The sequence below is a fragment of the Brevibacillus sp. AY1 genome (assembly GCF_029870785.1).
GTDB classification, from domain to species: Bacteria; Bacillota; Bacilli; order Brevibacillales; family Brevibacillaceae; genus Brevibacillus; species Brevibacillus invocatus.
In genome coordinates this window covers 1-20,978 of sequence record NZ_JAFLPN010000051.1, presented here as the reverse complement: position 1 = coordinate 20,978, position 20,978 = coordinate 1, and the positions used below count along the sequence as shown (strand labels likewise).

The following is a 20,978-nucleotide window of genomic DNA, read 5'->3' as shown; positions in this document are numbered from 1 at the left end:
GCTAAAAAGATTAGCGGAAGATAGTATAAGTGCAACTAAGGCTCCGCCAAAAGCTTGGCGTAGCCAAGTTTTCTTATGCAATCAAAAAGTGAACATGCATGAAAAAATAGAACATGTGGTAGGATCGTGCAAAGAATGGGCACGGTCCTTTTTTTGTCCCTAGACCTCCCTGTACGCTAGAAAAAAGTGTTTGAGAGGAGGGATATTTAGTATGTCTGTACATCCGTTGCGATTATTGGCATTGCTTTTGTTATCTACGTGTGTGGCATTTGGTGCTTATCAGCTCCTAAAACCTCAGACGATTACGTACATTCAACTCCGAGCGAATATAGAGAAAGAAAGCGGTCAACTACTCGAGGTAGAGGATATAGAACCTTTAACTTTAACTTTGGGTAATACCTTTCAGGAACCTGGGCTATCAATACCTGGTTTAATTCCTTGGGAGCTGCTTCCTCAGTATGTGGGACTTCCCTTTTCCCATCAAGTAAAGGGAGGACGTCCTTTACTGGAAGGTGATCTGGAGATATCGAATCAACCCCAGCAGGATAAAACACTAGAGGCGTCGATGACGGGAATGAGCATACCTGTTAACAATATCGCTGGCGTCTCCCCGCATCTTGCCAAGGGAGAACGGGTTCATGTTTACGCTTCCTTTGAAAACGAAGCAGGCGCACATTCCGGATTACTGCTACAAAACATGCCAATCATTGGCGTCCAGCGAGAAATGGAGGGGAATCGAACCAATCTAGTCGCAGTTACCCTTTCACTTACGCGTAGCGAAGCAGTTCTCCTTACCCATGCTCTTCACTATGGAAAAATACGATTGGGTCTTGCTACCGGATTAGATGGGCAAAAGCCTGGCGTTGGGGACGTAGCTTTTGCCAATGATCTGATGAAAACCAAAAAACGTTGGGAATCAGAAACGGAGGATCGAGAATGAAAAAGCGTTTGCTCATAGTCGATGAAGATTCTGCTTCAAACAGTATGCTTATGAATCATTTGACCAATAGCAAGTGGGTGGAGATTTGCGGACAAGCCACCCGAATAGATCAGGTCTGGCAGATGCTGCAATCACTAAGACCAGACATGGTACTGTTGGGTGAAATCAAGGAATCAGAGCGTGGTGTGCTCTGTCAGCAATTTCGTTTTGCGTTTCCCCATCTTTCTTTCATTGCTGCATGTTCTCCTCAAGATCTGGTCTGGGAACCGTTTTTTCGAAACCTGGGCATTTGGGTAGTAGCCAAGCCTATTCAGGCGGGACAAATCGAAGCATTGGCGATGATGCCTCAAGCGATTACTAGAGAGGCTTGGCAATCTGCCCCTCCACAAGAGCCATACTCCAACACTCCTTCCATGCCATCGAATCAGCCGCTACGGCAAACCATGGGGGAAGCTTCATCGGAATCCCAAAGTCCAGCTATACACTCCATGCCAAAGCATCTCATAACTGTCTACGGTCCCAAAGGTGGAGTTGGAAAAACGTTTATTTCCCGCGAACTGGCGATCTACTTCTCCCAGCAAAAAAGAGAAGGCAGCACGCTTAAGGTATTAGCGGTAGATTTCAATCTGGATTTGGGGACCTTCGCTACAACTTTGAATCTGCCCCGTACACCCAATATGTTCACTTGGGTACAGGAAATCGAAGCTCAGCTGCATGAATCAGTAAGGCTGCGCGGACGCGACCCCGCAGACATCAGAGCTGAAGAATGGCAGGAGTACATCGCTGATTTTCGCCTGTCATCGGCAGATGTCGAAAAATATATCGTGACACATATGGAGTCAGGTTTACATGTCCTTACTTCACCTCGCGATATCCGACATAGCTTCGAGATTCGCAACTATCATGTGTACCTCATTTTGGAGACGCTGAAGCATAGTACATATGACGTGATATTGATAGATACTGCCCCAGATACAACAGATGCCACAATACAAGCTCTCTTCTTTGCCGAACAAGTGGTGATGGTAGGAAACCCAGTTGTAGATTCCATAGAAAATATTCAACGTCTATTAAAGCTATTACGGGAAGCAGAGTATCCCGAAGAGCGAATACAAGTGTGTATGAATCGACTTCAACGAAAAGAAATGTTCACTTTGGACGAGATCAGAGCTTATTTTCAGCTGCATCCGAGTAAAAAAATTTTCCCGATACCGGATGATGCGGAGGTAAAAAAGTCAATCAATACAGGATCACCCATGATGCTGCAACCGGGAAAGACTGCAGCTAAAAGTGCCATAGAAACATTGGGAAAAGCCCTGATACCGGAAGAAGAGGAGAAGGCGGAGAGCCCGCTGAAAAATAAAACCCGCGAACGACCTGCATTATTCCGGTGGTTGTGGGGTTAAGGGAGCTGGTGTTATCATGTTTGACCGCAAAAAGATGCTCGCCATGCAATCATCTGAGCGAAGTGTACAGGAAATGCTGCACAAGGGAAGGGAGTCAGTCCGAGTACCCCAGACGCTGAATGAGAAAATGCAAATACAGACACTGCATGGAACTGCTGAAAAATGGATGAGCAGTGAAGTGGAGACTACCGTACGAACCCAGATCGTAGAAAAGCACGGAAAACGTTTATGGGAGGAAAAGCAGAACCCCAGGTATTTGGAGGAGCTTTCTGCGGATATAAAAATGCTCCTGGAGGCTAACGTCCCCCTCTCTACAGCAAATTTGGAAACAGAGGTAAAAAGGCTGCTCCACTCGCTGACGGGGTGGGGGCCGCTGGACATCATGCTCGACGATCCTGACATTACGGAAATTATGTTTCACCGCCACGATTATTTAGTCGTGGAAAGAAAAAGTACAGGCCGGCTGGAGAGTCCTGACATTCCCGTTTTTCGGGATGAGGAGGAAATGCTGCGCTTGCTTGAGCAAATTGCTGCGACAGTAGGACGGGAATTTAACGAAACGAAGGCAGAGCTACACACTCAATTGCCGGATGGCTCCCGGATTGCAGCGACCCACAAATCCATTTCTCCGGATGGACATATGCTTACCATTCGCAAGCATCGCGAACTGCTGTCCGAAGAGGACTATCTTCGTTATGGCTCCTTGTGTGAACCTATGCTTCAATTTTTAAAATGGGCCGTGGGTCTATCTCGTGCGTCAGGGATCGTTAGTGGCGGTACAGGTTCAGGAAAGACCCATATGCTCAACCTCATTTCTCAGTATGTACTGCCGTACTTGAGTATCATCACGATCGAAGACGTGCTGGAGATGAAGCTGCAGCATCCGTACGTTCGGCGTTTTTTGGCCAAGCCACCGAACTACGAGGGCAGAGGTGGCTTTTCCATCAAGGATTGTGTGAGGCTGTCTCTGCGTAAACGTCCTGACGTTATTATGGTAGGGGAAACTAGGGGTGGAGAAATCGTCGATATGCTTTGGGCCATGAATACGGATCATCCCGGGAGCTGGAGCACTGCGCATGCGAACTCGCCTCGTGCCTTGGTCGACTCGACTTTGCCGATCTTGTTTGGAAAAGCAGATGAAGTATACAGTTCAGAGGAACGAAATCTGATGATTGGCTCAGCGCTGGACCTGATCGTTCAGGTGAAGCGTTTTGAAGAGGATGGGAGCAGAAAAGTAGTGGCGATCACGGAGGTGGTAGGCACCGGACAGTCTCACGAGGAGAAAATTCGCCGAGCCTGCCATGTAAAACAGGTCCTGCCTGATCGCGTTTATTTACAAGACATCTACGTTTTTGAACAGACGGGCATTCGCGATGGCAAGGTGACGGGTACCTTTAAATGGACAGGCTATCGCCCTGAAAAGCTGGTCAAACGTTGGCTAGAAAAAGGATTGACGCGCGAGGAAATCGATCAGGTATTTTTTACTTCCCCCATCCGGGTCTGAGGGGTGAATGGGATGAATGTGAGTTTGCCTATCGCTTTAGGAATCGGTATGAGTCTGTTTTTGTTATGTACTCCAAGGAACCTGTTTGTACGACAGCAGGCTGAGACTCATGAGCTTGTAGGCCACCTGCAACGCGGAAGAACGACCAATTGGAGACACTTGGCAGATAGATTGCAGCAATCTCAGTCTGGCTGGAGTGTGCATCGGTATATCACTGTTTCGTTTCTACTGGGATTTCTTTGCTTTGTGATGAGCAGTCAGCTTTTGCAATCATGGTGGCTGGGGCTGCCTATGTTTTTGGCGGGAATCTTATTTACGGAGCGTTTGGTCATGGTGTTGGGAGCCAGGCGAAAAGACAGGTTTGAAGCAGGGAATGTGAAGGCGATTCGGCTGATGGCAAGCTCCCTGCGTACCTCTCCCTCTTCTCTGCATGCATTTGAGCAAGTAGCAGGCAGTCCCTATATGGATGCAACCGTTTTGGAGGAATACCGCAGAATCGTGGAGCATTTACGAGCACAGATACCACTGGAGCATGTGATGCAAGCCTTTTATGACAGGACTGGCTCTGTCGATGTGAAGTATTTAGCTACGATCATACAAATTCAGCGCGAGATGGGTGGAGATATGGCGAAGACGCTGGATTTGGCGGCTTCCACAATCCTTCGTCGCCGTCAGTCCTTGCGTCGACAAAAGGCTGCTATGGCGCAGATCGTAGCTCAGGTGAATCTACTTAGCCTTATGCCGTTTTTATTCGTGACGACACTCTATATCAACAATCCCCATCACTTTGATCCCCTGATCGCCACACTCGAAGGCCGAATGATCATGCTGGCGTGTTTGCTAAGCATTCTAGTCGGTGGAGAAGCGATTCGATTTGTGGCTCAAAAAAGTGTGCACGGAGGGGGATGAGCAAAATGCTGCTCATTTGTGTGATAACAGGAATAGCACTCTTTCTCTACGGACTACCTGTATGTCTGGAGCAGGGAATTGCACCAGTTGATTCCCTGTTAGGACGGATTGATCAGGAGCAGCAAGCTCATCTGGATCAATCCTTTCAGAGGAAGAAAAGTCGTATCCGGATCGTGGAGCTGCTGGGCAAAAGGGAAGTCTGGTTGCAACGTGCCAGTGAATGGACGGGAGTAGATCGAAAAAAATTTGAAGAAATTCTTTTTCGATTGCAGTGGAGAGTCAGTGTAGCAGAAATTGTACTGTGCAGGGGTCTAAGCTTGATATTCGTGGCCTCTTCGCTCTTGCACCTTTTAGTCGCCATCTATACCGGGAAAACGCTTGGATTGGCGAATAGTTGGCCATTAATGGTTAGTCTGGTGTTGTATCTGCTTCCCACCCTGCTGCTTGAATGGGCTGACAAAAGGGCAAAGGCAGAGATCCAGGCGCAAGTCCCGGTTTTTTTCAGCATTGTACAGTCTCTAGTCGAAGCAGGGATGCCTTTACAATCAGCTGTAAAACAGACAGCTCGCCGCTTTGATGCGAGGCTTGGACATGAGCTTGCACGCCTGGAAACGGAAGAAAAGCGTTATGGAACATGGCGAAAGGCTTTGGAAGAAATGGCTTTTCGCTGGGAGGTGGATGCACTGACGACTATTGCGATGGAAATGAATGAAGCGATTCGCAAAGGAATCAGTATCTCCAATATGCTCGCCGTTCAAGTAGAGGAACAAATGAGGCAGCAAGAAGATGAAGCATCAGCGCGTATGAATCGGCTTAACATACGATTACTTCCATTTGTCATTGTACTGATGGGTGTTCCCTTGCTTTTTTTGGTTATGGGTCCTGTGTTGATGGGCATTAATGAGAGGATGTAAATAATTTTGCGGGTGTTGCTGTCTTTTGGCAGAGTTAAGGTAGAACCTGCAAAGGAGTGAATGCAATGTCCATGATTACACAGTATCTGAAGCGCTTTTGGCAAGATGAGGATGGCGTCACGATTGTTGAAATGGTCATCATTATTGCCGTCATCCTGATGGCCGTAATTCCAGCTTTGATGGCACTAGGTGAAGCTGAAGAAGCGAGACTTCAGGAAATCACAGATAAGCTCAGTAAATGAATGAATGGATTGTGCTTGCAATGCTGCTTGTGGCTGCCTGGTCTGACCTGCGCCGCAGGAAAATCCCCAATATTTGCACGGTTCCGATGATGGTGACAGGTTTGGGCTACCAGTGCCTGAACGGAATGGGTTGGCTTGCCCTGACAGGTCTGACGTGCGGCTTTCTTCTGACAGTCGTACCCGTCCTGATAAAAGGAATGGGGATGGGGGACCAAAAATTGCTCATGGCAGTTGGCGCCTGGAGTAGTTGGTCAGACATATACCTCTTGTTTCTTATGGCAATTTTGCTCTGTTTGGTGGCAGCTGTGCTTCTACCTAGCACCTGGACACGTCTTTACACAAACCTTCGTGCCATACTGGTTGGCTGGACAGCACACCGGCAGTTATGGCTGCCAATGGCGGGGAGATCCGCATTATCTTTTCCCTTTGCGGTTTGGCTGCTCGCAGCTTATCTGCTTCAGCCCATCTGGTACGTCGTGGAGACAGGTATATGAAGAGGGAATTTTTTCGAAGGGTGAGGGCACTTTGGAAAGAAGAAAAGGGCAGCCAGCTCATTGAATTTATTCTGGTTTTTCCCTTGGTCTGGTTGTTGATCGTCTTTAGTTTTGATCAGTTTAGCATCCTTTACAATAAGCAAAAAGCGTTGGCAGCGGCCTATGAAGCAGGAAGAATTGCTGCTGTTCAGCCCAATTATGGTTTGGCTTCGTACCACGCGCAGGAAAGAGGCAAAAAAGAGCTTAGACAGGCCATAGGACTGACAGAGGGCAGTATTCAGCTGTACATTCGGGAAGGAAGCTGGAGAAAAGGCAACCATGTACAGACTGAAGCTTCTGTTTCCTTTACATTGTTGGCGACTGGATCAAGATATCAGATTACAGAAAGCTATTTTATGATGATCGAGAACGCGGAGGAAAAAAGATGATTCGGCATATTAGAAAATGGGGCAGGCATTTTGCCGAAGAGCGGGGAGCGATCATGGTAACTGCGCTCTTTTTTTTCTTCTGTTTAGGTGGACTGATCTCGTTGTTGCTGCTTCAGGAACAGGCAGATTTATGGGAAATGCACATGCAGCAAACGGCAGACACCATTTCCAAAGGAGCTCGGGCTGCTGGTAAATGGGAGTATTACGACGACCAGGGAGAGAAGCACAAGCTTTTGCTGGCTACGACCGATGAAGCGATGCATTATCAGGCGGATATCATTCGCGGGGCAAGAGAAGAAGCTCAGATTTTGTGGAACCTAAACAAACCGACTTGGAAAAACCAAAAAGATTCGGTAGATATTGTGCATCAAAAAGGAGAACGGAATCAGTTGTACCGACAGGGAATCTATCACGTCAGTGTGGAAATGAAGAAAGAAATCCCGTTATTTTGGGAAATGTTTGACTTGCAACTAGAACGGGTATCTCAATCAGAAATATAAACCGCGTGCAAGTTTAGAGGGCCTTTCGTCTATTGTTTTTGTCCTAATCCACTATGGTAATTTAGTAGTATATTCCAAAAGTGGGTATAGGAGTGAGGGAACAGTGCCATCTAAAATAGTGGATCGGTACAGACGCATCCTCATGGGTGAGCAGAAGCGTTTTTCTCCGTACGAGTTTGAAGATGCGCAGTACCGCAAGCAAAAAGTTCAGTTAGTCTTACGATATGCAATTGAAAACGTAAAGAAATGGACTCCTGAACAAGCACGTAAGGAATTGCGTTTAAGTGATGTGAAGGAGCTAAAGCTTCATTTGATTCGAGAGTATATTGAACCTCCCATCGAAGCCAAGCCAGAGGATGTGTATTATCTGGTTGATTACGCTTATCCGTTTTTGCCCCGTCTTTCTGAGGAGCAACGGGTACTATGGGTATACAAAGAAGTGCTATCGGGGATTCGGCGTCATTTTCCCCCGCTGTATTTTCAGAGTGTTAAGGGAGAAGAGCGGGCTAAGGTATGTGTTGACTACATGTTCCGTGAATTGATGCAGCTGAAAGATATCTATGAATTGCCCAAGATATTTGGAAAAACGGAGAGAGCTTACTCCTTGCTAAAGAAGCACAAGCTGAAAATTCTTGTAGATACCTTGTATTTCTCCCCCTTTGACATGTTGACAGATATGTATCCTGAATTGAATGATCCTGAACTGTGGAAGGATTACTAAAAAATATTTGCGCCTACCCGCTGTCTTTTTTTACGGTAGAAGTGTTTCATGGGCTTATAAGCAGATGAAACGGCCGTACTCTACAGGTGAGAGAAGGAGGCGTTGCGCATGGCAACAGTAGAGGCTCACCACGTGTGCTCTACAAGCGTAGAGCAGCTTCTGGGCAGACGGGTCTGCTATCAGAAGCACAAGCCAGGCAGGTATCTTTCATTGGAAAGAGTACCGAGAGGAGTCTTCCAGATCGATTCGGTCAATCAATTTGGAAGCAGAGTAGTTCTGAATGACGGGGTTGTGGTGATGGAGAATGCTCCAACCGTCATCGAGCGCAGGGGAAGAATCGCCCTCTTGCTCTCGACAGGAGAGGAACTCTACTTCACGGTAGAGTAACTCCGGAGTCGCCTCGCACGGGTGCGTGTGGGGCGGCCTTCTAAAATTATTTTGATCTAATAGAATTCAAAAAATATTTGACGAGTGCCGAAAGATGTTGCAGAATGTCTATTAATTAATAAAAATGTAAAAAAATGGGGGGTGATTGTCGTGTTGGCAAAGAGTGCTGTCGAATTAGTAAACCGCTGCTACGAAGAGACAAATAGTTTAATGTCACTGGAAATCTTAAAAGAATCATTTATTGCCTTTGTCTTTGGAAACTATCAAGAGGAATATGTACTACGCTACGACCTTGAGAATTTTTACGAGCATCTGGATCAGCTTCGATTAACGAATTGCCGCAGAGATTTTGATAAAGCTGTAGAAGAGTGGTACATGGTTCAGTATGGGTGCGACACCAAGGAAGCCAATTTTCACGACATCTTGTTCACATTGGTAAAGGAAGCAATCGTAGAGCATCAGTCACAAAATCGAATGGAGCTTATCCGGGATGTGACAAAGGTGCTTACCCTGCCAAACGGGTTTATCTCACGCTGGCAGAATGGGCATATGAATGATCAAAGCTTGCCTACCTACTTTAAGTACTTAATGAAGCTGGGGCTTCGCTCCAACGATGACATTGAAACATTAGTCGATATGTGGCTAGTAGAGTACCCGAATGCTTTTGACAAAAAACAACAGCAGTTGTTTGCCAATCCCCCGCGGAGAGGTCGACCGAATAATGTGGAATTGGCTTTGCTGGTAGAAAAGGCAAGTCAGTTTAAGCCGGAAATGACATCTCAAGAAAAAGAACGATTGCGCAAAATCTATTACTATCATCGCAAGACACTAACGATTCGAGAAATGATTGAGAAATTTAAGAATTACATCTCAAGCAAAAACAAGACCGATGACTCACAGGTTGGATAGTATGTTTGATCAGGTGAATCGCTTTGTCTCCAGGTTTCGAGACTTGGAACAACAGGAGTTTAATCATACCCGCGAAGAAGAACAGCAGTGGAGGCTGTTAAAGGAAAAGCTTGCAGCGTCGCCTATCATTGAAGAGCCACAGCAAGTACTCAGTCGCAAATGCATCGTGGTTACGAGTCTTTATGAACAGGCAGGAGCGAGCTTTATTGCGGGAAATGTTGCTTACGCTCTAGCTAGTCAAGGCTTGTCCGTGACTCTTTGTGAATATCCAGGATCCTCATCCTATTATTACTTTGCACTAGACTTCGAACGCAGAGTCAAACCACAGCGTGTGAATGATTCAACCACATCTATGCTCCTCTTACAGAACAACCAACTTCGCATCCAGATTGACCCCCCTTATCCTCATCATCCATCATCTCAAATCGACACAGCCGATTGGCTATTACGTACGAGCAAAGAGAGTCCTCTAGTTGTGATAGATCTATCGTCGCGATGGAGAGAACCAGAAGCAAAACGAATCTTTGATTTAGCGGACGAAATATGGGTTATCTTTGACGCTGATATTGCCCGCTTAACGCGATTGTTTCTTATGGAAGCAGCACCGTCCTGGTGGCATACGGCAGGAAAAAGAATGAGGTGGATCGCAAACAAATGGAATGATCGCCTTGCCCGTTCCAGCATGATGAAACGAGTAGAAGGAACCCTCTCTTTGTGGGGCAGAGAACCCAAATCTATCGACATACATGCAGCTCTGCCTCATTTTGATGGGGAGAAAACGGCTATGGCGCATGTGAAAGGGAGTCTCTTGCTGGAGCTTTATCCAGAAGAAGAAGAGAAGTTTCAGTCCTTGGTGTATGCATGTAAAGGAAGGTTGCCATGAAAAAACAAACCTTGTTTATCATCTGTCTGATTTCGTTTTTATTAGCGGGTTCCTCTTTCTACGCTGCGACCCAGTATATTGATGCTTTAGCAGCGAAAAAGCTCTTTTCACCAGTGGTCAAGGTTGCACTGGGTAAAGAAATTTTACCCTACGAACCGATTACTAGGGAGGATGTAGTACTGGTTCAGGAGGCTGTAGATGCCATACTTCCAGACTCTGTAAGAGAAATAGAGAATGTACTTGGTAAAAGAAGCACCCAGACAATTTATGGTGGAGAGCAGCTTTTAAGCACCAAATTGACGGATAATCAGCTGCTCCCTGAAACGGGGGAGGCGAGGTATGAATTCCCCCTTATGTTTATTCAACCATTGACGGAGCTGCGTAAAGGGGATCATGTGAAAATTTGGGTTCGTTACAAGACAATGAACGAATTGGAGGATTTCCCGTCTCCGCATCACTTTCAAAAGACGAATGATACTGCTGATCTATTATTCGAAAGCCAATTGGCCAGTGTACGTGACAGCAATGGTATTGAAATCTACACCCTGAAACCCAACCTGCTGCCATCCCCTGACCAGATGGACGCCATTTTTCATGGTGGGACACGTGAAAAACCAATGCTCAACGCAGAAAAAAGATACCGTGACTACCGTGTGCAGCCTACTGCTCTGCCTGCCTTTGTTGGCTTTAACTTGACCGATCAGCAGTATAAGAAGGTTACAGAAGCAATGACATACGGCATGCTGCAAGTGGGTCATATCATGGTATCGGAGGAATCTACCTCATGAAAATCCTAGTTTGCTATCCTATGAAGTCATTGGCAAAAACCTATTTGCCGCGTTCTGTAGAAGCATTGGTGGCAGAATCGGGCGATGAATATTTTCGTCTTGTTCACTTGTATCGCCCTGACACAGCCATTATTTTTTCCGAGATGTTTTCTACGCCGGTCTGGGAGTGGCTGCCTTCTGTTCAATCTGCTTTACCCGCACATAGCTCGTTGATTATCGTTCCTTTATACAGGGACGAGGGATTGATTCGCCAAGTAGTGGATGAATTGTCTTTGCAACGTGTATATCTGTTGTCATCACAGCTCTCACAATCGGAAATACGTGAACAAATATGCTTCATTTTAGGTTTTGTCCATGATTCGAAAGAGACTGAGAGTCGAAGTGGACGCGGTCAGGTGTACACTATGATGAGCTACGGCGCTTCAGGTATTACCACTTTTTGCATTAACTTTCCAATTCTTCTTGCTCGGCAAAACCCCGAGAAAAGAATCATTGTACTGGATATGAATGATGCAAAACCTGATTTGACCCGCTTCTTTAAGCTTCATCAACATCAATTGGCGCTCTTTCGTCCCGACTTTTTGGAAGCAACGACCGCGAGCAAGCGAGACTGGATTCGGGTATGCAAGCAAAGCGATCACATGTCCAACCTGTTTTACGCCCATGCTGCGAACAAATGGAAAAGCGCCGAATTATCCAATATGATGGAGGCTTTTCGTCAGCAATTTGACTACATATATGTCGACTGGGGATACTGTTTTCCGGAGACAGAGGCCATGCTCAGGATGATGCATATCGCCGATCGCAATCTCTTGTTTGTTAGAGCCGATCCGTTCAGTATCGAAAATGCAAAGGAATGGATAATGGGATGGAAAAAGCGGGGGATAACATGTGAGGTTCTGCTAAGCCATCTCGACAAGGGGCACCCCTACCGAATCGGGGAAGAGGTTACTTTGTACGGAGTAGTGCCTCGAATATCGGAGAGCAGATTAATGCAGTCCCACCAAAGCAGTAGCGTGTTGATCGAAGAATTGTTTCCGCCAAAGTCCTACATTAGCAGCCTGGAAGTGATAGCAAAAGCTGAATATTCCAACAAAAGTGTGGTGTTGAGCAGATGAGAGTGCTGCATCAACATGTAAGCCCGGCAAATTTTTCGGACGTAGAGCAAATTAAACAAGCGGCCAGAGACTATCTCAATCATTTTGGAAGCAATAAAGAAGAAAAGCTGGAGATGCAACGTATTCTCGCTCTGGCCGAACAAGGTGACCGGGATAGTCACAATCACATCATTCTGCGTCTCCAGCATTACTTCGAGGAAACGATCAAGCGTCCAGTGACAGAGGAAATATTGCCGCATGTCAATGGATATGAGGGGCTTGCTTTTGCAACATATGGTTGGGGAATTCTGGATGCGGTACTGCATTTGTCCCCGTGGGTGGAGGAAGTTCGAATTTCAGCCGACAGAAGTGTGGCGTACATCGAACAGGGAGTGAAAAAAAACCTTCCCTATAAGCCAACATGGAGAGAAGTGGAGACGCTTCAACAAAAATTGACGAATGCTGCGGGTCTTTCCTTTAACGAAAAGAAGCCTCGTCTCAGTGGCTACCTAGATTCTCTAAAGGCAAGGCTGACCATGTTTACTTATCCATATTCCAGAGTACCTACGATTCTCGTCAGACGATTTACTACTCCCTCTTTCTCCCTGGATCGTTTGAGGACCCAGCAACAGCCAACATTTGACGAGAAGGTGCAAATGTTGATTGAACAGCAGGTATACGGTAGAGCTAATGCACTCGTGATTGGTCCTATGGCTGCCGGGAAAACAACCTTGATGCTGTGCATGCTGAAAATGAAAGATCCTTTGACTGAGTACATCACCATCTTTGAAAGCGAGCATGAAATGCGGTTTGGTGATGTTTGGCCGGGGGAAGTCATCGAGCTGCAAAATGTCGAGGAAATAGGAATTGATCTAGCTCATTGCTTCAAGGATATGTATCGTTCAACAGCCAACACGATCCTTATTGGGGAGATCAGGGAACCACTCGAGGCCTATCACTTCATTAACGCAGGTATTCGCGGAACTGATGCGACAATTGGCGCCATGCATGAAAGGTTTCCGAACAAGGCATTGCAGGACTTGACCGACCTTGTCTACCAGTACGGAGGTCGAAGCATCGAATTGACTCAGGAAAGAATCAGTAGAGCAGTCAATTTTGTTAACTCACTCACTTATCGAAACAACGGACATCGATTTATAGACGCTATCCATGTGACGGCATGGAATGACACGTTTAACCGGGTAGAGTCCATTCCCTTGGTAGTGCGTAATGCACAGTCGGGCGAATACGAATGGACGGGCCAACAGTTGGATGCCCATTTGACCGAGTATATGTGTCATGTTGGCAAAGCGAGCATCGACGTATTGAAGGAGCTACGCCTTACTGATATAGGTAGACCCCTATGAAATACGTTCTTTTGTTGCCTTTGTTGATCTGTTTGTTTATCGGTTTTTTGTTTTTGGGGCTGCATCTGTATAAGAGCTGGTCGACACCAAAGGTGTTCTATCCCCGCACCGTTGCTGTGTGGAGAGAAAGTTTTCTACGGCATGAAACAGGTCGAGTCCTTTACGAGGGGTATAACCGTTGGTGTCAGGTCGTGGGTGGATCCCCTGAAGCTCATCTGCTTGTATCTCTTTGCGGTGCAGTGGCCGGGTTTGCAGCAGGGATCTTGCTGGGGAATTTGATTGTCTCCCTGTCTCTGTTTCTGTTGCTTTTCATGTTGCCGACTTTGCTGCTTTATGCCAGGTACACTGTGCAAATGAACAAGAAAATCAACAGCTTTTGCCGATTTGTAGATTTATTCGCTCGCTATTATAACAGTCGAAAAAATATCATCTTAACCTTCCGAGAAATGATTGAGGAGTGCCCAAGAGAGTTACTGCCAGATCTGCTGCTGTTAAACAATAATCTTGCAGATGGTGGAGATCCCGTGACAGCGGTAGAAAAATTCGCTGAGAGATTGGATCACCCCTGGGCCTATGACTTTGCCATGTATATATCTAGTGGATTGGAAGGCGAGACCGAGGATATCCAGTCACCGCTAAACAGACTTACCAACGAGATGTTTGTACAGCAGGATGAAAAGGAAGAACGAGATAGTGAAATTCACTCGATATGGATCAGCTTGTTGATCGTGATCGCGATCTGTATCTGTCTGATTCCCTACAATCAGGGGTTGCTGCAGGATTCCTATCGCCTCTATTTCTTTACTCCCGATGGACAAGCTATTCTAGCGATCGCGCTCACAGTCTGGTCATTATCCATCCTGCTTGCCTTCATATGGGGAAGGAGGTTCCGTTAAATGCCATTGGCAACGCTGTACATCTTCTTGGTTTTGGGTTCCTTGTTTGTATGTATCGCGAGTTTTTCGATCTGTAATTATGTCGTTCGCTCACAAAAACCGAAGCTCTTCATTTCATCGCGCTGGTGGCGTAAATGGGAACAAACCGTACAGTCACAGGAGGATGATCGCTGGGAACAATTGCTATCGCGAGCGGGTAGACCATTTGGTTGGGGGAAGCCGGAGTGGGTTTTCGTTCAATGGATTAGTGGAAGTATAGTGTGCCTGATTACGATTCTCTGGGTGTGGATAGGAAGAGTAGATTCCTTTCCCCTTCTCTCCATGTGCCTGGCATCAGCAGGGAGTTTCCTTCTTCCTTATTTTGGTCTGAGGCTGTGGGCTGGCCGCAGGGAGGAGATCTTGAGCACCGATATTGCCCGTTTTATCAATCGTTATGTCACTCTCTTGGAAAATCAGGTACCTGTCTACAGCGCCATGATGAAGGCTGGGCGGCCCACGAGAAAACTGAAAGAGTATCTGCCTACATTATCAGAATGGAATAAAGATCCAGACGAAGCATTGGAAACCTTTAAGCGAAAATTGGGTGTGGATGACGGTGTAATTCTAGTTTCCGGTATGAGAACGATTGAACAGCTGAGTGAAGCGCAGCTTAGTGTAACGATGCAGCGTCTGGAATGGGCTGTCGATCATCGCCGTATGTTTCGGCATCGCAAAAAAATCAAATCGCTGGGCATCGGCTACAGCATTATCGTGTATCCTGCGTTCTACATGGGACTTTTGGTTGCTATGTTTCCTTGGTACAAGCTGTTGACTGAGATACTGGATAAATACCTGACCTGAGGAGGGAGGCGATTCATGACAAAGCTGTTGTCAATTCTGATGTGCATCGTGTTTTCGTTGGGGATCATCGTATCAAGTGTGTCGGAGGTAAATCGTTCTGTTGTCAAAGACGGAGGATTGCGAGATCGGGCTGTATCATGGATCGATCAAGCTATTCCCTGAAAGAGATCTTCTTTTGTTTTCACCAAATCATTGTTAAGGAGTGAATGTCTGTGTCAAAAATGTTTTTCATCTTTCTTGCCTGCGTGATGGTATTAGGGATTGGTGTAAGCTCCTACGGTAACGAATTGAGTCCAGCAGCCAACGACTCAGCGGAAAGCATCAATCGCTCGATCACCTCGCTCAATTACGATACCAGAAATGAAAATATTAATTACCGTATGCAAAATGGCACGTCCTACACCTCGAACTGATGCTCCATCACCACGTTTTTCTCATCATCATAGTCATGGCAGGCAGTATATGCTCGATATTGTGGTTTTCTCAACCAGAAGAGCAGTTGCGTGAGACACAACAAGAAAGGGTGTATCGAGCTGCTACGGTCATCTTTCACTAAAAGGGTGATCAAAGGCTCCAGCTGATGGTAAAAGCAAAAGTATTCCTGATTTGTATCGCAGTTCTCCTACTCGTCTTTTCTGGAATAGGAGCCTATCACATGTATGCACTGGAGCGGTCTATCGCGAGGGCTATATATACGGACATTCTCGATGACATGCAGGATATCGGTTATCTGGAGCCTGGTTTGTCGGCCTACTACCTTCAAAAAATGGAGGAGCTGGGCTGGGATGTGTCGGGAGATGTATTTGCTGGCAGCGGTCCGCGGACACCGAGTGAACGGGCAAGAAAAGAACGAAATGAAGAGGTTACGCTAGTCGTATCCATCTATCCGTCTCGTGTAGCCCAGTGGATGAATCGAATTGTAGCGGGGGAGGTCGCATTTTCGTTTGCAGGAAGTCGCCCTTCCGAATATTTTGATCCGGAGTGGTAGCTGATGAGTAAGATGATCACCATCCTTGCATTGATGGCATTGGTTTTGCCCCTGACTGTTCACCTGTTGCTGACGGGTCCGGATAATTTGATGACGGCAAGCACGCAGTTCTTTGGCAAGCTTCTGACCCATGTCACCAGATTTGGTACAGGCTGATGGGGCAACTGATTGCGGTTATCCTGAACATTATGGTTCTGCTGTTGGTACCGCTCGGAATCCTGCAAACCCATACCGTGATACAGGCGCGAAATGAATTGCTGGAAGTAAGTGCTGCTGCGGCCAAATACGTAAGTAATCACGGCGGGATCAATGATGCAGTCGTACAGCAGCAGGTGAGAGCTATCGTAGCCAACGAGCTGGCTGAAAAGCAGTTTTCCTTGTCGGAGCAGGCATTGACCATCCATATTGTCCGTACGAAAATAGCGGATCCGGTTTTGTGGAGTCACGAGGATGAGTTTGAGCTGCGTATGGAAATTCCGTATCCACGTTTTACGAACTACCTACCTGTTCCGATGTCATCGATGGCCGTGACCAGAGTGGGAACGATCAACGTCATGGATTACGATCTGTGAAATCGGTGATCATTTTTTCAGAAAGGAGAGATCCGTACGGGTATCAATCTCTTATCGATTTCTACGTTGCTCTTCTTTCTATTGATCGGACTGTTTGTGGTAGATACGGACTTGGCTATGCAAAAGAAAGCAGAAGTCAAAATGCTGTTGGAGCTGGCTAATCATCATGCGACCTTCGCCATTGATCCGGTACTCAAAACAGAAGGGGTCATCGACTTGATTGAGGAAGAAGCACTGGTGCGCTTTGAGCAAAGAATGTGGGAAAATGGGGGTTATCGCACCGAGCCGAATGCCTTTCTACCAAGCGACAGAAGTGTCACAACTGACCGTATTCCCTTTACCCGCCACTATATCGATTTTCGCACCTGGCGTCAGGATTGGGATTTGAGCTACCGCTATGACGGAACTTTACTTTCCCTTGATCGGGTCACTCCCGGTTCTGCTCGTCCAGAGGGTGGACATCTTCACATTCGCGTCATTACCCAGCAAGGAGAGGAATTGTCATTGGCTCCGAAAACCATGGTAGGACCTTCTCATATCGTAGTGGCTTATGTAGACGAAAGGCCGTTCCTTTCCATGCTGCCTGCTCACTCTTTTCCCGTTGTCAGTGTGGAGGAAGTGAAGCGATAGAAGTTGGCTGTCCCGGTATTCTCATGTGGGTTGCGAACATCATCATCTTTGCGTGCAAGTCGGCGATTCCAGAAAAACGGGGTGCCGGCTTTTCCTGTTTTAGCTTTTCAAATAAACGAATATTTTTGCCTTATCAATATTTTTACGAATTTTTCTATAATTGTGCTATCATTTTTTTAAAACAAAGCCAACTAACAAGATGTAGTGGAGGAAAACATGATCATTCAAAACATCGAAGTAAAACGTATATCTGTACCGTTGAAAAAACCGTTTAAAACCGCATTGCGGACAGTCGAGGCACTGGAATCTGTGCTCGTCAAAATCACCTGCGACAACGGCATGGTTGGCTGGGGGGAAGCTTCTGCGACCGTCGTCATCACGGGAGACAGTATTCAAAGTATTGAAGCCGCTATCCTGCATACGATCAGACCGCAATTGATCGGCAAAAGCGTGCTAGCCTACGAGCAGATTTTCCAAACCCTGCACCAGTCGATGGTAAATAACAGCAGCGCCAAAGCAGCTGTAGATATTGCGCTGTATGACTTGCTCGCCCAGCGTGCCAACATGCCTCTTTACCAGTATCTCGGAGGATACCGCAATGAGCTGGAGACCGATTATACAGTCAGTGTCAACTCACCGAAAGAGATGGGTGAGGATGCGGCTGCCTTTTTCAAGGACGGGTTCAATGTTTTGAAAATCAAGGTTGGGAAAGACGATATTAAGGAAGACATTCTACGGATCCAGGAAATTCGCAAATCCGTAGGCAATGAGGTCAAGATCCGTCTGGATGCTAACCAGGGCTGGAATGCCAAGGAAGCGATTGTCTCGATCCGCAAAATGGAGGATATGGGACTCGATATTGAATTGATCGAGCAACCCGTCAAAGCCCATGATCTGGATGGCTTGAAACAGGTAACGGATGCTGTCGACACCCCGATCATGGCAGACGAGAGTGTTTTTTCACCGGCTCAAGCATTGGCGGTACTGCGCAATCGCGCCGCTGATTTGATTAATATCAAACTGATGAAAGCGGGCGGGATTTACAAAGCGCAGTTCATTAACCAGCTGGCAGAGGAACACGGTATTCCTTGCATGGTGGGCAGCATGATTGAATCTCGACTGTCGGTATCGGCAGCAGCCCAGTTCGCCGCCAGCAAGAAGAACATCACGCGCTATGATTTTGATGCACCTCTGCTGCTGCTCCGCGATGGAATCGAAGGTGGCGTGACGTATGAAGGACGCAAGATGTACATGCCGGAGCTGCCAGGATTGGGTATCCGTTCCGTGAGCTTGTGGGAGGAAGGAGAGTAAAAATGAAACCTGCAATCATTGCAGTCAGTGTAGCGACCGTGTGGACCAAGCCGGAGTCCCCGATCGATCTGGATCAGCCTGCTCTCACTGCACCGGCCGACTTGCGCGGTTGGCTTGGTTCCCTGACTGTAGAGGACAGACTAGATTTCTACAATCGCAATGCCATTCAAACACAAGCGTTGTTCGGGACACGCGTAGAAGTCTTGGAGGAGCAGGGGGAGTGGTCGCACATCCTTATTCCTGAGCAATCCTGCAAGAAAAACGAAATCGGTTATCCTGGTTGGGTGCCTACTGCACAGCTGGCTCCCTGGTCAGATGCTTACCAGCTCAAAGAGGACCAACCTGCAGTGATCGTGACCTCTGCTCATACTCACCTGTACGATCTGGAACTGGCCGAAGGAATCGAGCTTGCCTATTTGACCCGGCTGCCATTAATCGAGGAGACGTCCGAAGGTGTGATTGTATCGACTGTGTTCGGCCCATCTCTTCTGCGTAAGGATGATGTGCAGATCGTGAAGAATGGGGAACCTGTGCCAGTACAAGCCCCTGTAAACAAAGGAGAAGCCATTGTTGCAAATGCCAAGCGTTTTCTCGGCCTTCCCTACCTGTGGGGCGGGATGTCCTCCTATGGGTATGATTGCTCCGGCTTTGCCTACAACATGCATCGTTCACTTGGGATTGTCATTCCCCGTGACGCATCTGATCAGGCTCTAGCGGGTGTACAGGTGGAGAAAAGCGATCTGCTCCCAGGAGATTTGCTGTTTTTTGCCTATGAAGAAGGAAAAGGACGCGTTCATCACGTCGGTATCTACATCGGCAATGGTGAAATGATTCATTCCCCAGATTCACGAGGCGCCATCGAGATTGTCGAGCTGTCTGGTTATAAACTGAAGCATGAGCATTCGGTTTCAAGGCGCTATTGGCAGGATTGACGCAAAAGCGCCGCTTGCTTCGACAGCATTCCGTCACGATCTGACATACTTCGCGAGCCATCCCTGAATGTTTTGGGGTGGCTTTTTCCCTTATATATGGAAGCATTACCAGCAATACTTTGTGTGAAGTTCTGTTAATATTCTGTTAACGGGCAGGAATCAGCCGGGCTTTGTCGAAATACGGATACAGGAAAAACTTGTTTTGGTAACAACAGGCCTACCTTCATCATGTATCTCATACCAGAGAAATGAGGGTTGCATATGACCGTGAGTACGTCTTCTTTCCACTCCACCCCCCGTCGTTGGCGGGAAGTTGAATCACAGCTAGGGATCGTCGTGCCGAAATCTCTTCGATCCGACACTTCTGTCTTGCTGTTCTTGGAAAGCGTCGCTGCAACACCCATGTTGGACAAAGAAGAAGAGCTAGCATGTTTGGTTCGTTATCAAGAAAAAGGAGATCTAGAGGCTCGGGAAACACTGGTACGCGCCTATCTTCGGTACGTGGTCAATACGGCTTTGCGCCATTTGAGAAGAGGCATGCCGTTCTTAGATCTGATCCAGGAGGGCACTATCGGGCTATTTACAGCCATTGAAAAATTTGATGTGAGTCGAGGCGTTCGTCTGTATCACTATTCACACTGGTGGATTTCTCAGGCGATTACCAGAGCCATCAATGACAAGGCTACCTTGATTCGCATTCCTGTTCATATGCATGAACAAATTCGCCAGTATCAAAAACAGGTGCTAAGTCTGGTGCATTTGCTCAATCGCACGCCAGATCGCCACGAGATTTCCAACCTGTTGGATATCCCTTTGGAAAAGGTAGACGCGATCGAGTATGCGCTGATGCTCAAGCTGGAATCGATTGATGCCGAGCTGGAGCTAAGGGAAGGATTTGCTGAGCAGGAGGAAGAAGCGCTCAGCTACGCGGAAATTGTCGATGATGGCGAATCCTCTCTCGATGACTGGATTGAAAAGGTGGATTTACGTCTGCAGATGCAAGCCGCTCTGAAACGGTTGAGCCCACGCGCCCAGGAAATCATCGCCATGCGATATGGGTTGTACGACGATCAGGTGTATACGCTGGAGGAAGTGGGGAAAATGTTCGGCCTCACCCGAGAGCGGATTCGCCAGATCGAGGCAACGACGATTGATCGTTTGCGTACACAGAAGGGAGCACGGGTGTTAAAGGATTACCTAAACTAGCATACGACGCGACAGTCCCCCTGAGTGGGGACTTTTTTTGTTCTACTATCGGAAAGTTTAAGTGCGCTAAAGCGCTAAAAAGATTAGCGGAAGATAGTATAAGTGCAACTAAGG

27 protein-coding genes are annotated in these 20,978 nt (G+C 47.0%); all 27 read left to right on the top strand.

What is annotated here, in order from left to right:
* Window positions 1–211 precede the first annotated feature (211 nt).
* A complete protein-coding gene (locus JZI27_RS22670; protein WP_122910674.1) occupies window positions 212–940 on the top strand; it encodes an RcpC/CpaB family pilus assembly protein in 729 nt (242 codons plus the stop codon).
* Window positions 937–2,346, top strand: coding sequence for a CpaE/TadZ family protein (locus JZI27_RS22665; protein ID WP_280209416.1), 1,410 nt, complete (start codon window positions 937–939; stop codon window positions 2,344–2,346). Before JZI27_RS22670 ends, JZI27_RS22665 begins: the two co-directional genes overlap by 4 nt.
* 16 nt (window positions 2,347–2,362) lie before the next feature.
* Window positions 2,363–3,850 carry a TadA family conjugal transfer-associated ATPase gene (locus JZI27_RS22660; protein WP_280209415.1) on the top strand — a complete coding sequence of 496 codons (1,488 nt, stop codon included), beginning with the start codon at window positions 2,363–2,365 and terminating at the stop codon, window positions 3,848–3,850.
* 12 nt (window positions 3,851–3,862) lie between these two features.
* Window positions 3,863–4,759, top strand: coding sequence for a type II secretion system F family protein (locus JZI27_RS22655; RefSeq protein WP_122910671.1), 897 nt, complete (start codon window positions 3,863–3,865; stop codon window positions 4,757–4,759).
* A 5-nt stretch (window positions 4,760–4,764) separates the two neighbouring features.
* Entirely contained in the window at window positions 4,765–5,673 is a 909-nt protein-coding gene (locus JZI27_RS22650; protein ID WP_280209414.1) for a type II secretion system F family protein, read from the top strand.
* Window positions 5,674–5,738: 65 nt separating this feature from the next.
* A complete protein-coding gene (locus JZI27_RS22645) occupies window positions 5,739–5,915 on the top strand; it encodes a Flp family type IVb pilin (RefSeq protein ID WP_280209413.1) in 177 nt (58 codons plus the stop codon).
* The gene (locus JZI27_RS22640; protein WP_280209412.1) at window positions 5,912–6,409 is read left to right on the top strand and encodes an A24 family peptidase; all 498 of its coding nucleotides are present in this window, start codon (window positions 5,912–5,914) and stop codon (window positions 6,407–6,409) included. The genes JZI27_RS22645 and JZI27_RS22640 overlap by 4 nt, the downstream gene beginning before the upstream one ends.
* Window positions 6,406–6,837 (top strand): TadE/TadG family type IV pilus assembly protein, encoded by a 432-nt coding sequence (locus JZI27_RS22635; RefSeq protein WP_122910667.1) that lies wholly within the window; start codon window positions 6,406–6,408, stop codon window positions 6,835–6,837. Before JZI27_RS22640 ends, JZI27_RS22635 begins: the two co-directional genes overlap by 4 nt.
* A complete protein-coding gene (locus JZI27_RS22630; RefSeq protein WP_280209409.1) occupies window positions 6,834–7,337 on the top strand; it encodes a hypothetical protein in 504 nt (167 codons plus the stop codon). The genes JZI27_RS22635 and JZI27_RS22630 overlap by 4 nt, the downstream gene beginning before the upstream one ends.
* A 103-nt stretch (window positions 7,338–7,440) precedes the next feature.
* Window positions 7,441–8,058: a DUF4046 domain-containing protein gene (locus JZI27_RS22625; protein ID WP_122910665.1), complete on the top strand. Its 618-nt coding sequence runs from the start codon at window positions 7,441–7,443 to the stop codon at window positions 8,056–8,058.
* A gap of 108 nt (window positions 8,059–8,166) precedes the next feature.
* Window positions 8,167–8,445, top strand: a complete 279-nt coding sequence (locus tag JZI27_RS22620; RefSeq protein WP_251245157.1) for a hypothetical protein — start codon at window positions 8,167–8,169, stop codon at window positions 8,443–8,445.
* Window positions 8,446–8,595: 150 nt separating this feature from the next.
* Entirely contained in the window at window positions 8,596–9,354 is a 759-nt protein-coding gene (locus JZI27_RS22615) for a hypothetical protein (RefSeq protein WP_280209407.1), read from the top strand.
* Window position 9,355: 1 nt separating this feature from the next.
* The gene (locus JZI27_RS22610) at window positions 9,356–10,237 is read left to right on the top strand and encodes a CpaE/TadZ family protein (protein WP_122910662.1); all 882 of its coding nucleotides are present in this window, start codon (window positions 9,356–9,358) and stop codon (window positions 10,235–10,237) included.
* The gene (locus tag JZI27_RS22605; protein ID WP_122910661.1) at window positions 10,234–11,025 is read left to right on the top strand and encodes a CpaB family protein; all 792 of its coding nucleotides are present in this window, start codon (window positions 10,234–10,236) and stop codon (window positions 11,023–11,025) included. Before JZI27_RS22610 ends, JZI27_RS22605 begins: the two co-directional genes overlap by 4 nt.
* The gene (locus tag JZI27_RS22600) at window positions 11,022–12,143 is read left to right on the top strand and encodes a hypothetical protein (protein WP_251245159.1); all 1,122 of its coding nucleotides are present in this window, start codon (window positions 11,022–11,024) and stop codon (window positions 12,141–12,143) included. Before JZI27_RS22605 ends, JZI27_RS22600 begins: the two co-directional genes overlap by 4 nt.
* Complete coding sequence (locus JZI27_RS22595) at window positions 12,140–13,489, top strand: ATPase, T2SS/T4P/T4SS family (protein ID WP_122910659.1); 1,350 nt, start codon at window positions 12,140–12,142, stop codon at window positions 13,487–13,489. The genes JZI27_RS22600 and JZI27_RS22595 overlap by 4 nt, the downstream gene beginning before the upstream one ends.
* Window positions 13,486–14,385 (top strand): type II secretion system F family protein, encoded by a 900-nt coding sequence (locus JZI27_RS22590; RefSeq protein ID WP_280209404.1) that lies wholly within the window; start codon window positions 13,486–13,488, stop codon window positions 14,383–14,385. The genes JZI27_RS22595 and JZI27_RS22590 overlap by 4 nt, the downstream gene beginning before the upstream one ends.
* Complete coding sequence (locus JZI27_RS22585) at window positions 14,386–15,225, top strand: hypothetical protein (protein WP_122910657.1); 840 nt, start codon at window positions 14,386–14,388, stop codon at window positions 15,223–15,225.
* A 15-nt stretch (window positions 15,226–15,240) separates the two neighbouring features.
* Window positions 15,241–15,387 carry a hypothetical protein gene (locus tag JZI27_RS22580; RefSeq protein WP_183185212.1) on the top strand — a complete coding sequence of 49 codons (147 nt, stop codon included), beginning with the start codon at window positions 15,241–15,243 and terminating at the stop codon, window positions 15,385–15,387.
* 50 nt (window positions 15,388–15,437) lie between these two features.
* Entirely contained in the window at window positions 15,438–15,638 is a 201-nt protein-coding gene (locus JZI27_RS22575; protein WP_122910656.1) for a hypothetical protein, read from the top strand.
* Between the two features lie 242 nt (window positions 15,639–15,880).
* The gene (locus JZI27_RS22570; RefSeq protein ID WP_280209402.1) at window positions 15,881–16,213 is read left to right on the top strand and encodes a hypothetical protein; all 333 of its coding nucleotides are present in this window, start codon (window positions 15,881–15,883) and stop codon (window positions 16,211–16,213) included.
* 3 nt (window positions 16,214–16,216) lie between these two features.
* On the top strand, window positions 16,217–16,369 hold the full coding sequence (locus JZI27_RS22565; RefSeq protein WP_183185210.1) for a hypothetical protein: 153 nt from the start codon (window positions 16,217–16,219) through the stop codon (window positions 16,367–16,369).
* Window positions 16,369–16,785 carry a hypothetical protein gene (locus JZI27_RS22560; RefSeq protein WP_280209400.1) on the top strand — a complete coding sequence of 139 codons (417 nt, stop codon included), beginning with the start codon at window positions 16,369–16,371 and terminating at the stop codon, window positions 16,783–16,785. Before JZI27_RS22565 ends, JZI27_RS22560 begins: the two co-directional genes overlap by 1 nt.
* 117 nt (window positions 16,786–16,902) lie before the next feature.
* On the top strand, window positions 16,903–17,415 hold the full coding sequence (locus JZI27_RS22555) for a hypothetical protein (RefSeq protein WP_251245168.1): 513 nt from the start codon (window positions 16,903–16,905) through the stop codon (window positions 17,413–17,415).
* Between the two features lie 216 nt (window positions 17,416–17,631).
* Window positions 17,632–18,726: a dipeptide epimerase gene (locus JZI27_RS22550; protein WP_122910650.1), complete on the top strand. Its 1,095-nt coding sequence runs from the start codon at window positions 17,632–17,634 to the stop codon at window positions 18,724–18,726.
* A 2-nt stretch (window positions 18,727–18,728) separates the two neighbouring features.
* Window positions 18,729–19,658 carry a C40 family peptidase gene (locus JZI27_RS22545; protein WP_280209398.1) on the top strand — a complete coding sequence of 310 codons (930 nt, stop codon included), beginning with the start codon at window positions 18,729–18,731 and terminating at the stop codon, window positions 19,656–19,658.
* A gap of 261 nt (window positions 19,659–19,919) precedes the next feature.
* On the top strand, window positions 19,920–20,864 hold the full coding sequence (locus tag JZI27_RS22540; protein ID WP_280209397.1) for a sigma-70 family RNA polymerase sigma factor: 945 nt from the start codon (window positions 19,920–19,922) through the stop codon (window positions 20,862–20,864).
* The last annotated feature ends 114 nt before the right edge of the window (window positions 20,865–20,978 follow it).

Bases quoted from the DNA above. Each gene is read 5' to 3' on its own strand.
- JZI27_RS22590 (WP_280209404.1), top strand. From the start codon at position 13,486: ATGAAATACGTTCTTTTGTTGCCTTTGTTGATCTGTTTGTTTATCGGT.
- JZI27_RS22595 (WP_122910659.1), top strand. From the start codon at position 12,140: ATGAGAGTGCTGCATCAACATGTAAGCCCGGCAAATTTTTCGGACGTA.
- JZI27_RS22580 (WP_183185212.1), top strand. From the start codon at position 15,241: ATGACAAAGCTGTTGTCAATTCTGATGTGCATCGTGTTTTCGTTGGGG.
- JZI27_RS22635 (WP_122910667.1), top strand. From the start codon at position 6,406: ATGAAGAGGGAATTTTTTCGAAGGGTGAGGGCACTTTGGAAAGAAGAA.
- JZI27_RS22555 (WP_251245168.1), top strand. From the start codon at position 16,903: ATGCAAAAGAAAGCAGAAGTCAAAATGCTGTTGGAGCTGGCTAATCAT.
- JZI27_RS22655 (WP_122910671.1), top strand. From the start codon at position 3,863: ATGAATGTGAGTTTGCCTATCGCTTTAGGAATCGGTATGAGTCTGTTT.
- JZI27_RS22570 (WP_280209402.1), top strand. From the start codon at position 15,881: ATGTATGCACTGGAGCGGTCTATCGCGAGGGCTATATATACGGACATT.
- JZI27_RS22670 (WP_122910674.1), top strand. From the start codon at position 212: ATGTCTGTACATCCGTTGCGATTATTGGCATTGCTTTTGTTATCTACG.
- JZI27_RS22550 (WP_122910650.1), top strand. From the start codon at position 17,632: ATGATCATTCAAAACATCGAAGTAAAACGTATATCTGTACCGTTGAAA.
- JZI27_RS22560 (WP_280209400.1), top strand. From the start codon at position 16,369: ATGGGGCAACTGATTGCGGTTATCCTGAACATTATGGTTCTGCTGTTG.
- JZI27_RS22565 (WP_183185210.1), top strand. From the start codon at position 16,217: ATGAGTAAGATGATCACCATCCTTGCATTGATGGCATTGGTTTTGCCC.
- JZI27_RS22585 (WP_122910657.1), top strand. From the start codon at position 14,386: ATGCCATTGGCAACGCTGTACATCTTCTTGGTTTTGGGTTCCTTGTTT.
- JZI27_RS22630 (WP_280209409.1), top strand. From the start codon at position 6,834: ATGATTCGGCATATTAGAAAATGGGGCAGGCATTTTGCCGAAGAGCGG.
- JZI27_RS22650 (WP_280209414.1), top strand. From the start codon at position 4,765: ATGCTGCTCATTTGTGTGATAACAGGAATAGCACTCTTTCTCTACGGA.
- JZI27_RS22605 (WP_122910661.1), top strand. From the start codon at position 10,234: ATGAAAAAACAAACCTTGTTTATCATCTGTCTGATTTCGTTTTTATTA.
- JZI27_RS22665 (WP_280209416.1), top strand. From the start codon at position 937: ATGAAAAAGCGTTTGCTCATAGTCGATGAAGATTCTGCTTCAAACAGT.
- JZI27_RS22545 (WP_280209398.1), top strand. From the start codon at position 18,729: ATGAAACCTGCAATCATTGCAGTCAGTGTAGCGACCGTGTGGACCAAG.
- JZI27_RS22610 (WP_122910662.1), top strand. From the start codon at position 9,356: ATGTTTGATCAGGTGAATCGCTTTGTCTCCAGGTTTCGAGACTTGGAA.
- JZI27_RS22645 (WP_280209413.1), top strand. From the start codon at position 5,739: ATGTCCATGATTACACAGTATCTGAAGCGCTTTTGGCAAGATGAGGAT.
- JZI27_RS22600 (WP_251245159.1), top strand. From the start codon at position 11,022: ATGAAAATCCTAGTTTGCTATCCTATGAAGTCATTGGCAAAAACCTAT.
- JZI27_RS22640 (WP_280209412.1), top strand. From the start codon at position 5,912: ATGAATGAATGGATTGTGCTTGCAATGCTGCTTGTGGCTGCCTGGTCT.
- JZI27_RS22660 (WP_280209415.1), top strand. From the start codon at position 2,363: ATGTTTGACCGCAAAAAGATGCTCGCCATGCAATCATCTGAGCGAAGT.
- JZI27_RS22620 (WP_251245157.1), top strand. From the start codon at position 8,167: ATGGCAACAGTAGAGGCTCACCACGTGTGCTCTACAAGCGTAGAGCAG.
- JZI27_RS22540 (WP_280209397.1), top strand. From the start codon at position 19,920: ATGACCGTGAGTACGTCTTCTTTCCACTCCACCCCCCGTCGTTGGCGG.